We start from the raw sequence: 12323 nt of genomic DNA on the forward strand, positions 1-12323 counted from the left end.
GACATGGCGGAAAAAGGTGTTCTCGACGGTTTGATTGTCGTTTCGCTGGAACAGGCAGTGGCGGCGCCCTATACCTCGGCCCGGCTGGCTGATGCCGGGGCGCGGGTGATCAAGGTCGAACGCCCCGAGGGCGATTTCGCGCGCAATTACGACCGGCTGGCCGGCGGCGAGGCCAGCTATTTCGTCTGGCTCAACCGGGGCAAGGAATCGATCGCGCTGGATCTGCGCGACGCAAACGACATGGCCGTGATGCGCCACATGCTGGCGCAGGCCGATGTCTTTATCCAGAACCTCGCGCAGGGTGCGATCGACCGGCTGGGGTTGGATGACGCGACGCTGGCCGGGCTGAACCCGCGCATGATCCGCTGCAATATCTCGGGCTACGGGCCCGACGGGCCATACCGCGAGCGCAAGGCCTATGACATGCTTGTGCAGGCTGAAAGCGGGCTGGCGTCAGTGACCGGCACGGCGGACACGCCCGCGCGGGTGGGCATCTCGGTCTGCGACATCGCCACCGGCCACGTGGCCTATACCGGGATTCTTGAGGCGCTGATCGCGCGCGGCATCACCGGGCAGGGACGGCGGCTGGACGTGGCCATGTTCGACGTGATGGCCGACTGGATGGCGGTGCCGCTGTTGCAGGCCGAAGGTAGCGGTCGCGATCCGGCGCGCTTCGGGCTGTACCATGCCTCGATTGCGCCCTATGGCGTCTATCCCTGCGGCGACGGGCGCGAGATCGTCATTGCGGTGCAGAACCCGCGCGAATGGCGGGTGTTTTGCGACAAGGTGCTGGGCGATGCCGCGCTGGCCGATGATCCGCGTTTCAACGATCCCTCAGGCCGGGTGGCCAACCGCGCGCAGCTTGACCCGCTGATCGCGCGCGCGCTGGGCGCGCAGCCGCGCGACGCCGTTGCCGCGCAGCTTGACGGCGCGCGCATCGCCTATGCGCTGCTCAACACCGCAGGTGATCTGGGCCAGCATCCGCAATTGCGCCGGGTAGGGGTGCAGACCCCGTCAGGCACCGTATCGCTGCCCTCGCCGCCGGTGCGTGCCGGTGCCCCCGAGGAGACCCGCACCCCCGCGCCGCTTGGGCCGGTGCCCGCGCTTGATGAACACGGCCCTGCGCTGCGCAAGGAATTCGGCTGAGCCCAGCCACCGCAACCACGAGGAGTAGCCACCATGACCGATGCAAAGGACCCCCACGCCCATCTGAGCGGGCTGACCAGGGCCGCCGCCGAGTTCACCGCGCGGCATCGTTTCGACGATCTGGATGGCGAAACCCTGCGCCTGGCGCGGCGCTGTGTGCTCGATGGGCTGGCAGTCGCGCTGGCGGGCAGCGAACAGCCCGGCATGGCGCCGCTGCGGCGCTATATCGACAGCATCGGCGGCACCGGGCAGGCGCGGCTGATCGGCGATGCGGGCGCGCGGTTGCCGGCGCATCTGGCCGCGCTCTGGGGCGGCACGGCGGGCCACGCGATGGATTGGGACGACACCCAGCTGGCCGAGGGGCCGGGGCGGCCCTATGGCCTGCTGATGCACCCGACCATGCCGCCGCTGGTCGCGGCACTCACGTTGTCGGACCTGGTCGCGGCTGAAACCGGCAAGCCGGTGGATGGCAAGCGCTTTCTCGCGGCCTTCACAGCCGGGTTCGAGGTGGGCTGCAAGGTGGCCGAGGCGATCGACCCCGACCATTACATGCGCGGTTTTCACACCTCGGGCAGCATTGGCACCTTTGCCGCCACTTCGGCGGCCGCCAACCTGCTGGGGCTAGACAGTGAAACAACCGCCCGCGCGCTGGGGCTTGCGGCTTCGATGGCGGCGGGGGTGCGCGCCAATTTCGGCACCATGACCAAGCCGTTCCATGTCGGCCGCGCCGCCGAGAACGGCGTGAACGCAGCACTCCTGGCGCGCGAGGGGTTTTCGTCGAACCCGGAGGCGCTGGACGGGCGCTGGGGCTATCTGGCGATTGCAGGGCCGGGCGGCGAGCCCGCGCTGGTACGCGAGCGGTTCGGCGCACCGCACACGATGAAATCGCCCGGTGTCTCGATCAAGCCCTATCCCTCGGGCGTGCTGACCCATCCCAGCATGGATGCCATGCTGTTTCTGATGCGCGACGAGGGGCTGAAGCCCGAGAATGTCGAGCGCGTGACGCTTTTCGCGGGCTCCAACGTGCTGGGGCCGATCCGTTTCGAGGTGGCGAAGACCGAGCTTGAAGGCAAGTTTTCCTTCGGCTTCCTGCTGGCGGCGATCATACTTGCAGGGCGTGCAGGCAAGGCCGAGTTTACAGATGAATTTGTCTCCTCCGAAGCCTGCCAGGCCATGCAGCGGCGTATCAGCACGCAGTTCGACCAGAGCATCGAGGATATGGGCTGGGACCGCATCCGCTCGCGGATCGAGGTGGTGACTAAAGACGGCCGCAAACTGGAACGCTGGGCCGACGAGAACTATCGCGGCAGCCCGCACAACCCGCTCAGCGATACCGAGCTGGAGGGCAAGTTCGCCGATTGCGCGCAGGGGCTGCTCGATGCGGCGGGCCAGGCGCAGGTGTTCAAGACGGTCTGGGCACTGGAAGAGACGGCCGATGTCGGCGTGCTGTTCGAGTTGCTCGATTGGCAGAACTGACCGCGCGGCCCGGCAGCCCGGCGTTGCGCGCCCTGCCGGCGGCGGATGCCTCCGGCAGGGATATTTTTTCACAGTGAAGAATGGGCGCGAGAGAGGGGCGGCGCGGCGATTCGGAGGGGGCTGGCGCCACGTTGGCGCTAACAGTGAAGGTTTTGCGCTAACATGCTGAGGTATATCCGGTTTTCCCTTCCTTCTGGCGGGCAGGGCGCGTATATGCGCGACAAGTTTTCCGCGTGCGCGCAGGCGGCACGCCCAAGACGGAGATCAGGACATGACCATCACCATCGGCATCAACGGGTTCGGACGGATCGGGCGCTGCACGCTGGCGCATATCGCCGAGAGCGCGCGAAATGATGTCGAGGTGGTCAAGATCAACGCCACCGGCCCGATCGAGACCAATGCGCATCTGCTGAAATATGACAGCGTGCATGGCCGTTTCGCGGGGGATATCCGCGTCAAGGGAGACACGATGGACCTGGGGCGCGGGCCGATCAAGGTTTTCTCGACTTACGACCCGCGAGAGCTGGACTGGGATGGTGTCGACGTGGTGCTGGAATGCACCGGCAAGTTCAACGACCGCGCCAAGGCCGCGGTGCATCTGGAGCGTGGTGCGCGGCGGGTGCTGATCTCGGCCCCGGCGAAGAATGCCGATGCAACCATCGTCTATGGTGTGAACCACCGGCTGCTGACGCCGGAGCATCACGTCGTGTCGAACGGGTCCTGCACCACCAACTGTCTTGCGCCGCTGGCCAAGGTGCTCAATGACGCCATCGGCATCGAGCGCGGCATCATGACGACGATTCATTCCTACACGGGTGACCAGCCCACGCTCGACCGCCGACACGACGATCTTTATCGCGCCCGCGCGGCGGCGATGGCGATGATTCCCACCTCGACGGGCGCGGCCCGGGCGCTGGGCGAGGTGCTGCCGGAACTGGCCGGGCGCCTCGACGGTACCGCCATGCGGGTGCCGACGCCGAATGTCAGCGCCGTTGACCTGACCTTCGAGGCCAGCCGCGACGTGAGCGTGGCGGAGGTGAACGAAGTGATGCGCGAGGCCGCCGCCGGGCATATGGGGGCCGTGCTGGCCTACGACCCGGAGCCGAAGGTTTCGATCGATTTCAACCACACGACCTATTCGTCGATCTTCGCCCCCGATCAGACCAAGGTGGTGGGCGGGCGCACCGTGCGCGTGTTGGCCTGGTACGATAACGAATGGGGCTTTTCCTGCCGCATGGCCGATGTGGCCAATGCGATGGGGCGGCTCTTGCACTGATCGCGGGGCGACGGGAGAGGTCGCGCATGAACAATCCGATCGCAATCGGGATCGTTCTGGCGATTGCGGGCCTTTTTGCTGCTGACCTGCTGGTTTTCGGCGGAGATATTCACATCTTTCTTGGCCGCCGTTTTGTCGATCTGATCGAGTTTCTGGCGTTCTGGCGCTGAGGTCCGCGCGGGGCGCAGGGCCGGTTGTGCGAAACGGGGGGCGCTGGCCGGAGATGGCGATTGCGGCCTTCCAACCCCGGCGGGCTTGCAATATGAGGGGGGCGAAACAGACCGGCAGGCCCCGCATGACCCAAGACCCGCAGATCACCGAGGAACTGATCGAGGCCCACGGCCTCAAGCCCGACGAGTATCAGCGCATTCTCGACCTCATAGGCCGCGCGCCCACATTCACCGAACTGGGCATCTTCTCGGCCATGTGGAACGAACATTGTTCCTACAAATCTTCGAAGAAATGGCTGCGCACCTTGCCCACCAACGGCCCGCAGGTGATCTGCGGCCCGGGCGAGAACGCGGGCGTGGTCGATATCGGTGACGGCCCCGATGGAAAGAAGATGGCGGTGATCTTCAAGATGGAGAGCCACAACCACCCGAGTTACATTGAGCCCCATCAGGGCGCGGCCACCGGCGTGGGCGGCATCCTGCGCGACGTGTTCACCATGGGCGCGCGTCCCATCGCGGCGATGAATGCGCTCAGCTTCGGCGAGGTCGCGCACCCCAAGACGGCGCATCTGGTGCGCGGGGTGGTCGAGGGGATCGGCGGTTATGGCAATTCCTTCGGGGTGCCCAATGTGGGCGGCGAGGTGCGCTTTCACGCGGCCTATAACGGCAACTGCCTGGTCAATGCCTTTGCCGCCGGGCTGGCCGATGCCGACAAGATCTTCTACTCCGCCGCCTCGGGCGTGGGGATGCCGGTGGTTTACCTCGGGGCCAAGACCGGGCGCGATGGCGTCGGCGGGGCGACCATGGCCAGCGCCGAGTTCGACGACACGATCGAGGAAAAGCGCCCCACCGTGCAGGTGGGCGACCCGTTCACCGAAAAGCGCCTGCTGGAGGCCTGTCTGGAGCTGATGGCGTCGGGCGCGGTGATCTCGATTCAGGACATGGGCGCGGCCGGGCTGACCTGCTCGGCAGTGGAGATGGGCGACAAGGGGGGGCTGGGCATCCGGCTGGAGCTTGACCGCGTGCCCTGCCGCGAAATCGGCATGAGCGCCTATGAGATGATGCTGTCGGAATCCCAGGAGCGGATGCTCATGGTGCTGCGCCCCGAGCGCGAGGCCGAAGCCAAGGCGATCTTCGAAAAATGGGATCTGGATTTCGCCCTGGTGGGTGAAACCATCGCCGAGGACCGCTTTCTGGTGCTGCACGGCAACACGGTCAAGGCCGACCTGCCGTTGTCAAAACTGTCTTCCGAGGCGCCCGAATACGACCGCCCCTGGGTCGAGAGTCCGACCCCCGCGCCGCTGGCCGATGTGCCGCAGATCGACCCGCTCGACGGGCTGAAGGCGCTGATTGGGAGCCCCAATTACGCGCACAAGGGCTGGGTCTGGGAGCAGTATGACCACACCGTGCTGGCCGATACGGTGCGTGCGCCGGGGCAGGGCGCGGGGATAGTGCGGGTGCATGGCACCGGCAAGGCGCTGGCCTTCACATCGGACGTGACGCCGCGCTATGTGCGCGCCAACCCGGTCGAGGGAGGCAAGCAGGCGGTGGCGGAGGCGTTCCGCAACCTTTCGGCGGTGGGGGCGCGGCCCCTGGCGGCCACCGACAACCTCAATTTCGGCAACCCGGAAAAGCCCGAGATCATGGGCCAGCTTGTCGGCGCGATCCAGGGGATCGGCGCGGCTTGCGAGGCGCTCGACATGCCGATCGTGTCGGGCAATGTGAGCCTTTACAACGAAACCGACGGCCAGGCGATCCTGCCCACGCCCACCATCGGCGCGGTGGGGCTGCTGGACGACCTTGAACAGATGATCCCCGCCGCGCCCGAGGCGGGGCATCTGGCGCTGGTCATCGGCGAGACGCGCGGGCATCTGGGTCAGTCGGCCTTGCTGGCCGAGGTCTTCAACCGCGAGGAAGGCGACGCGCCGCCCGTCGATCTGGGGGCCGAGCGCCGGCATGGCGAGTTCCTTCGCGCCAATCGCGCGCTGATCGCCGCGGCGACCGATCTGTCGGATGGCGGGCTGATCCTTGCGGCCTTCGAGATGGCCGCGGCGGGTGAGACCGGCGTGAGCCTCGATGACGGCGATACCGGCCACCTGTTCGGCGAGGACCAGGCGCGCTATCTGGTCGCCTGCCGTTTCGACCAGGCCGAGGCGCTGATGATCGCGGCCGGACGCGCCGGCGTGCCTGTCGCCACTGTCGGCCGGTTTGGCGGCGACACACTGCGCGCCGGAGGCAGCGAGGCGCGGATGGCCGACCTGGTCGCGTTGTGGAAAGGCAGCTTCGCGCGGCTTTTCGGCTGATCTTGCTAAGGCCGCAACGCGGCACTACCTTGCAGGGCAGACCTGCATGAGACCACCATCGGGAGGCAACGGCGCGACATGGCGATAGCGGCACAGGAAATCGAGGATCTGCTGCGCGAGGCCTTTCCAGAGGCCAGGATCACCATCACCGACCTCGCTGGCGACGGTAATCACTATGCCGCCGAAGTGATCGACGAAAGCTTTCGCGGAATGAACCGCGTTCAGCAACAACGCGCTGTCTATGCGGCCCTCAAGGGCAAGATGGATGGCAGCCAAGGCGAGCTGCACGCGCTCGCCCTCACCACCAAGGCACCGGAGTAACACAGCCCATGTCCGACGATGTTCAGGAACAGATCAGGCAGACCGTAAGCAGCAGCGATGTCGTGCTGTTCATGAAAGGCACCAAGTCGATGCCGCAATGCGGCTTTTCCAGCCGCGTGGCGGGGGTGCTGAATTTCATGGGCGTGGACTACGCCGATGTGAATGTTCTGGCCGATGAGGCGGTGCGCCAGGGAATCAAGGATTTCTCTGACTGGCCAACCATCCCGCAGCTTTACGTCAAGGGCGAGTTCGTGGGTGGCTGCGACATCATTACCGAGATGACGCTTTCAGGCGAGCTGGACACGCTGTTCGAGCAGAAGGGCGTGAGTTTCGACAAGGCCGCCGCCGACAAGATCCGCGAAGCCAACGCCTGATTGCCGCGCGTTGCGCATGTGACGAATTGAAAAGGCCCGAAATCTGCGCGGCAGATTTCGGGCCTTTTGTTCAGAGCGTGTTGCGCGTGATGGCATCCGGCGGCATTTGCGAAAACCGCGCGCGACAATCCTGCGGACGCTGAAAACATGCGCAGCAGGCTGTGCATGTGCAGAAATTTTCCGCACCGCGGCATGGGCGCCAAAAAAAAGGCCGAGCAAAGCTCGGCCCAAGTCCAACAGGGAGGTAAAAGACAGCAACCTTGGCCGCCGCCTTCGACACCTGATTTAGGTGCCGGGGCGCTTTTGCGCAAGCTATTTGGGGCTTCGCTGGCGTCAAAGCCGCCATGCGTTGCACACATACCTCAGGTTGTGTCGGCCAGGTGGCGGAAATGTGGCATTTCTCAGCCGGGCATCCGCTCCTGCCGGCGATTGCGGCGATATGCCATGATTTCCTCGAGCACGAAGTCGCGAAAAACCGAAATCCGCTTCGAGTGCCGCAATTCTTCGGGATAGGCCAGGAACACCGGCACTTCGTTGCTTTCCACATCGGGCAGCACCCGCACGAGATCGGGGAAATCCTCGGTCAGGTAATCGGGCAGCACCCCGATCCCGAGATTGCTCAGCACCGCCTGCAACACCCCGAAATAGTTGTTCACCGTCAGGGTCGAGCGCACGTCGCGCGCCAGCAGAAGCTGCACGAGCACCGCGCCCGCGCTGACCTGCGCGGCATTGACGTTCTGGCAGATCAGCCGGTGACCGCCCAGATCGTCCAGCGTTTCGGGCACACCGATGTTCTTGAGATAGTCTTCAGTGGCGTAAAGCCGCATGCGCACGCTCATCAGCCGCTTGCGGATCAGGTCGGCCTGGCTGGGCTCCTTCATGCGGATGGCGACATCGGCCTCGCGCATGGGCAGGTCGAGCACGCGCTCTTCCAGCATCAGGTCGATCTTGAGGTCGGGATACTGCGCATAGAGATGCGAAAGTCGCGGCGCCAGCCAGAGCGTGCCGAAACCGGTGGTCGTGGTCACGCGCAACTCGCCGAAAACCTCGTCTTCGCTGTCGCGGATGCGGGCGGCGGCGGCTTCCAGCCGCTTGTTCATCGCGCGGGTCGCGTCGAACAGCAATTCACCCTGTTCGGTCAGGATCAGCCCGCGTGCGTGACGGTGGAAGAGATTTGTGTTGAGCGACTCCTCCAGTGCCCGGATCTGCCGGCTGACGGCCGATTGCGACAGGTTCAGCGTATCGCCTGCATGGGTCAGGCTGCCCGCGTCGGCCACGGCGTGAAAGATTCTCAGCTTGTCCCAATCCATGGTGTCGGTCTCATCCTGTTGCGGGCAATTGCAGGTGGCGATTTGCCGGCCTGTCTAATGCCTGCAATGCGTTGGAGAAAGGAAATTAGCGCGGTCTGCGTGGATTTGGCGCGGGCGCGTGGCGTGCCTGCGGCAGTTCCCGGCACCAGGCGTGATGTATGCCGCGCGATCGGGCAGGCTGCGAAGCCGCAGCAAGGCATGGATTTCCCTGCAAGGGCGGCGTATCACGGGGCGACAATGGGCAACGGCCCGTGGCTGAGGATGGCGGCAATGGCGGTGGGAATTTTCGATTCTGGCCTTGGGGGGTTGACTGTTCTGGGTGCGGTGGCGGGCCGCCTTCCGGATGTGCCCTTCGTCTATCTGGGCGACAACGCCCATGCGCCTTATGGCGTGCGCGACCCCGATGACATCTTCCGCCTCACCTGTGCCGGTGTCGAACGGCTGTGGGAGGAGGGCTGCGACCTGGTGGTCCTGGCGTGCAACACGGCCTCGGCGGCCGCGCTCAGGCGGATGCAGGAAACCTGGGTGCCCGAGGGCAAGCGGGTGCTGGGCGTCTTCGTGCCGCTGATCGAGGCACTGACCGAACGGCAATGGGGCGACAACTCGCCCCCGCGCGAGGTCGCGGTCAAGCATGTGGCGCTGTTTGCCACGCCCACCACGGTGTCCAGCCGGGCCTTCCAGCGCGAGCTGGCGTTTCGCGCGATCGGTGTCGATGTCGAGGCGCAGCCCTGCGGCGGTCTGGTCGATGCGATCGAACAGGGCGACATGATCCTGGCCGAGGCGCTGGTGCAAAGCCATGTCGAGGCGCTCAAGCGCCGGATGCCGCGCCCCGAGGCGGCAGTGCTGGGCTGCACCCATTACCCGCTGATGGAAGAGGCCTTCCGCGTCGCCCTCGGCCCCGATGTGGCGGTCTATTCGCAGCCCAGCCTCGTGGCGGCCAGCCTGGCCGATTACCTGGGCCGCCATCCCGACATGCTGGGGCCGGGGGTGGCCTCGGGGTTCCTGACCACGGGTGATCCGCAGGCGGTATCGGCCCGCGCCACGCAGTTCATGCGCCGGGGCATCCGGTTCAGGGCCGCGTGAGCCGGGCTGCACGCGCTACACCTTCGCGTGTGCAGCAGGGCCAGGGCGTTGCCGGGGCTTCCCTTTTGCCGTCATAATGTGGCCCAACTGCGGGTCTAGGACCATGCCGGTCACGAGGGCCCCGCCAGCAGGGCACAGTTGGCAGGGTGCAGTCATCAGAGGCAGGCAGCAAGGCGATGCTCGAATTCAGGAACGTCAGCAAGTCCTTCTGGACGGGCAAGCAGCGCAAGGTCATCCTTGACCGCGCGTCGTTTCGGGTGGAGCTGGGCAATTCGCTGGGGATACTCGCGCCCAACGGCACCGGCAAGACCACCGTGATCAACATGATGGCAGGTCTGGAAAAACCTGACGAGGGCGAAATCGTGCGCGGCTGCCGCATCTCGTTCCCGCTGGGCTTCATGGGCGGGGTCATCAACAAGCACACCGGCACCGAGAATGCGCGCTACATCGCGCAGATCTACCGGCTCGACCCCGATTACGTGGAGGCCTTCTGCCGCTGGCTGTGCGACATCGGTGAATATTTCGACATGCCGGTGGGCACCTACAGCCAGGGAATGCGCGCGCGGTTTTCATTTGCGCTGATGCTGGCGCTGGAATTCGATATATACCTGATCGACGAGGGGATGCCCGCCACCACCGATGTGGCGTTCAACCGCAAGGCCGGGACGATCCTGCGCGAGAGGCTGGCGCGCGCCACGGTGGTTGTGGTGTCGCATCAGGCCTCCACGCTTGAGAAGTTCTGCCGCAGCGCGGCGGTGATGCGCGACGGAAGGCTCCACGTGTTCGACAGTCTTGAGGAAGCAAAACGACTTTATGACTACGAAACCCAGAATTAAGCGTTTCCGCATCCGCCCCGGCGGCCAGGCCGCGGCACCGGTTGCAGGGGCCGCCAACGCCGCGGGCGCGGCAACGGGCGCCGCGCCACCCGCGCAGGAAGACGGATTCGGCGACGCTCCCTTTCCCACGGCAGCGGCCAGTGCCGGACAGCAGGGCGCGGACAAGGGCAGCACCACCGCCACGGCGGATGAAATCTCGGCGGTGCGCGCCGAAGGGCTGACCGGGCGGCAGCTGCGCATGGCGCGCCGCATTGCCGAAAAGAACGGCATCGCCGCCAGTTCCGACACGGATGCGGTGGTGCAGTTGCGCCGCCGCGGGATTGACCCCTTCAAGCGCGCGACCATCCTCGATCTGGTCCGCTCCGAGAACAAGGCCCGCAGCGCGGGACAGGGGGCCGCGCAGGGCACCGGTCAAGGTGGGCGCCGCGAGGATGGCTCGGGTGCCGGCAACGGGCAGGGCGGGGGCGCGCTGCCGGCAAGGCGCGGCGCCACGCCAAATCTGCCGCAAACCTATCAGGAGCCTCCGACCCCGGCCGCAGCGGCGGGGGTGTCACTGCCCGAAACCGGCGGCGCAACCGAAGTGCAGCGCATCCAGCGCGACATCGTGCGGCGGCGCCGGCGGCGGCTGATGCTGCTGGCCGCGCGGCTTTGTGTTTTCGTGGTGCTGCCCACGCTGCTGGCGGCCTATTACTACGCGGTGATGGCGACCCCACTTTACACTACGCAATCGGAATTCGTGATCCAGCAGGCCGACAGCCCGAACCCGGCAGCCGGGGGGCTTGCGGGCATGTTCTCGGGCACGGCGCTGGCCACCTCGCAGGATTCGGTGACAGTGCAATCCTATCTGCAATCGCGCGATGCGATGCGCCGGCTCGACTCTGACCTGGGTTTTCGCGCGCATTTCAGCCAGCCCGAGCTCGACCCGCTGCTGCGGCTTGCGCCGGACGCGACGCTCGAGGCCGCCTATCGCCTGTATCAGAAGATGGTGCGCATCGGCTATGACCCCAGCGAGGGCATCATCCGCATGGAGGTCCGCGCCACCGACCCCGAAACCAGCACCGCCTTTTCGCGCGCGCTCCTGTCCTATGCCGAGGAACAGGTGGACCGGTTGACCCAGCGGCTGCGCGCCGACCAGATGAGCGGGGCGCGCGAGAGCTATGAAGAGGCCGAGGCGCGGATGCAGGCCGCGCAGGAGCGCGTGGTCGAGTTGCAGGAGCGCTACAGCGTGCTGTCGAGCGATGTGGAGGTCAGCCTGCTGACCACCCAGATCACCAACCTGGAAACCGAACTCACCCGCGAGCGGCTGAACCTGCAGGAGATGATGGCCAATCCCAGCCCGAATCGCGCCCGGGTGGAGCCGCTGGAGCGCCGCATCGCCAATATGGAGGCGCAGATCGACAACCTGCGTGCCCGCCTGACCCAGACCAACGGCGAGGGGCTGTCGCTGGCGCGCATCTCGAGCGAGCTGATCAGCGCCGAGGCCGATGTGCAGACCCGGCAGATGATGCTGGCGCAGGCGCTGCAGCAGCTCGAGGCCGCGCGGATCGAGGCCAACCGCCAGGTGCGCTACCTGTCGCTGGGGGTGGCCCCGGTGACCCCCGACGAGGCAAGCCACCCGCGCGCCTTCGAGAACACCGCGCTGGCCTTTCTGATCTTTGCGGGCGTGTACCTGATGCTGGCGATGACGGCCTCTATCCTGCGCGAACAGGTCTCGGCCTGAGCCCCGCAAGCCCCGCCCCGCACCCCGCCGCCAGCCGCCCGCGCGCTGGCGGAATCTTCGGATTTTTGGGTTGCGGCCCCCCGGCGGCTTGAGTAAACACCACCGCAGTTGGGGTGTAGCCAAGTGGTAAGGCAGCGGTTTTTGGTACCGTGTACCGTAGGTTCGAATCCTACCACCCCAGCCAACGATTTCCGGGCCAGGAATGGAACGGCGAGCGGGCAGCCGGTAGACCGGAAGTGCCCCGCGAAGTGCCCCACCCGGGTGGACCGGGTAGAGCGACGTTGCGTCGGGGCGGGACAAGCTCACAG

11 protein-coding genes and 1 tRNA gene are annotated in these 12323 nt (G+C 66.1%); 11 read left to right on the forward strand and 1 reads right to left on the reverse strand.

Features of this window, described 5'->3' with window-relative positions; translation table 11 throughout:
- Positions 1 to 3: 3 nt before the first annotated feature.
- The 7 genes from DQ229_RS04385 (at position 4) to grxD (ending at position 7066) form a co-directional block, all read left to right on the forward strand.
- Complete coding sequence (locus DQ229_RS04385; RefSeq protein WP_114965074.1) at positions 4 to 1146, forward strand: CaiB/BaiF CoA transferase family protein; 1143 nt, start codon at positions 4 to 6, stop codon at positions 1144 to 1146.
- Positions 1147 to 1179: 33 nt separating this feature from the next.
- The gene (locus DQ229_RS04390; RefSeq protein WP_114965064.1) at positions 1180 to 2622 is read left to right on the forward strand and encodes an MmgE/PrpD family protein; all 1443 of its coding nucleotides are present in this window, start codon (positions 1180 to 1182) and stop codon (positions 2620 to 2622) included.
- A gap of 271 nt (positions 2623 to 2893) precedes the next feature.
- Positions 2894 to 3898: a type I glyceraldehyde-3-phosphate dehydrogenase gene (gap, locus tag DQ229_RS04395; protein WP_114965065.1), complete on the forward strand. Its 1005-nt coding sequence runs from the start codon at positions 2894 to 2896 to the stop codon at positions 3896 to 3898.
- A gap of 26 nt (positions 3899 to 3924) precedes the next feature.
- Complete coding sequence (locus tag DQ229_RS16230; RefSeq protein WP_155326440.1) at positions 3925 to 4068, forward strand: hypothetical protein; 144 nt, start codon at positions 3925 to 3927, stop codon at positions 4066 to 4068.
- A 125-nt stretch (positions 4069 to 4193) separates the two neighbouring features.
- Positions 4194 to 6371, forward strand: a complete 2178-nt coding sequence (gene purL, locus DQ229_RS04400; RefSeq protein WP_114965066.1) for a phosphoribosylformylglycinamidine synthase subunit PurL — start codon at positions 4194 to 4196, stop codon at positions 6369 to 6371.
- 78 nt (positions 6372 to 6449) lie between these two features.
- Entirely contained in the window at positions 6450 to 6692 is a 243-nt protein-coding gene (locus tag DQ229_RS04405; protein ID WP_114965067.1) for a BolA/IbaG family iron-sulfur metabolism protein, read from the forward strand.
- Between the two features lie 8 nt (positions 6693 to 6700).
- Positions 6701 to 7066 carry a Grx4 family monothiol glutaredoxin gene (gene grxD / locus DQ229_RS04410; RefSeq protein WP_114965068.1) on the forward strand — a complete coding sequence of 122 codons (366 nt, stop codon included), beginning with the start codon at positions 6701 to 6703 and terminating at the stop codon, positions 7064 to 7066.
- Positions 7067 to 7467: 401 nt separating this feature from the next.
- On the opposite strand, the gene DQ229_RS04415 is transcribed toward grxD, so the two are convergent.
- Positions 7468 to 8376 (reverse strand): LysR family transcriptional regulator, encoded by a 909-nt coding sequence (locus tag DQ229_RS04415; protein WP_114965069.1) that lies wholly within the window; start codon positions 8374 to 8376, stop codon positions 7468 to 7470.
- A 270-nt stretch (positions 8377 to 8646) separates the two neighbouring features.
- Between DQ229_RS04415 and DQ229_RS04420 the strand changes: the two genes are divergently transcribed.
- The 4 genes from DQ229_RS04420 (at position 8647) to DQ229_RS04435 (ending at position 12199) form a co-directional block, all read left to right on the forward strand.
- Entirely contained in the window at positions 8647 to 9459 is an 813-nt protein-coding gene (locus DQ229_RS04420) for a glutamate racemase (RefSeq protein WP_114965075.1), read from the forward strand.
- A gap of 176 nt (positions 9460 to 9635) precedes the next feature.
- The gene (locus tag DQ229_RS04425) at positions 9636 to 10295 is read left to right on the forward strand and encodes an ABC transporter ATP-binding protein (protein ID WP_114965070.1); all 660 of its coding nucleotides are present in this window, start codon (positions 9636 to 9638) and stop codon (positions 10293 to 10295) included.
- On the forward strand, positions 10273 to 12015 hold the full coding sequence (locus DQ229_RS04430) for a KpsE/RkpR family capsule polysaccharide export protein (protein WP_114965071.1): 1743 nt from the start codon (positions 10273 to 10275) through the stop codon (positions 12013 to 12015). The genes DQ229_RS04425 and DQ229_RS04430 overlap by 23 nt, the downstream gene beginning before the upstream one ends.
- A gap of 109 nt (positions 12016 to 12124) precedes the next feature.
- Positions 12125 to 12199, forward strand: a tRNA-Gln gene (locus tag DQ229_RS04435).
- Positions 12200 to 12323: the final 124 nt, after the last annotated feature.

The sequence above is a fragment of the Alkalilacustris brevis genome (assembly GCF_003350345.1).
Taxonomy (GTDB): Bacteria; Pseudomonadota; Alphaproteobacteria; order Rhodobacterales; family Rhodobacteraceae; genus Alkalilacustris; species Alkalilacustris brevis.

Bases quoted from the DNA above. Each gene is read 5' to 3' on its own strand.
- DQ229_RS04405 (WP_114965067.1), top strand. From the start codon at position 6,450: ATGGCGATAGCGGCACAGGAAATCGAGGATCTGCTGCGCGAGGCCTTT.
- purL (WP_114965066.1), top strand. From the start codon at position 4,194: ATGACCCAAGACCCGCAGATCACCGAGGAACTGATCGAGGCCCACGGC.
- DQ229_RS04425 (WP_114965070.1), top strand. From the start codon at position 9,636: ATGCTCGAATTCAGGAACGTCAGCAAGTCCTTCTGGACGGGCAAGCAG.
- DQ229_RS04420 (WP_114965075.1), top strand. From the start codon at position 8,647: ATGGCGGTGGGAATTTTCGATTCTGGCCTTGGGGGGTTGACTGTTCTG.
- gap (WP_114965065.1), top strand. From the start codon at position 2,894: ATGACCATCACCATCGGCATCAACGGGTTCGGACGGATCGGGCGCTGC.
- grxD (WP_114965068.1), top strand. From the start codon at position 6,701: ATGTCCGACGATGTTCAGGAACAGATCAGGCAGACCGTAAGCAGCAGC.
- DQ229_RS04390 (WP_114965064.1), top strand. From the start codon at position 1,180: ATGACCGATGCAAAGGACCCCCACGCCCATCTGAGCGGGCTGACCAGG.
- DQ229_RS16230 (WP_155326440.1), top strand. From the start codon at position 3,925: ATGAACAATCCGATCGCAATCGGGATCGTTCTGGCGATTGCGGGCCTT.
- DQ229_RS04415 (WP_114965069.1), bottom strand. From the start codon at position 8,376: ATGGATTGGGACAAGCTGAGAATCTTTCACGCCGTGGCCGACGCGGGC.
- DQ229_RS04430 (WP_114965071.1), top strand. From the start codon at position 10,273: ATGACTACGAAACCCAGAATTAAGCGTTTCCGCATCCGCCCCGGCGGC.
- DQ229_RS04385 (WP_114965074.1), top strand. From the start codon at position 4: ATGGCGGAAAAAGGTGTTCTCGACGGTTTGATTGTCGTTTCGCTGGAA.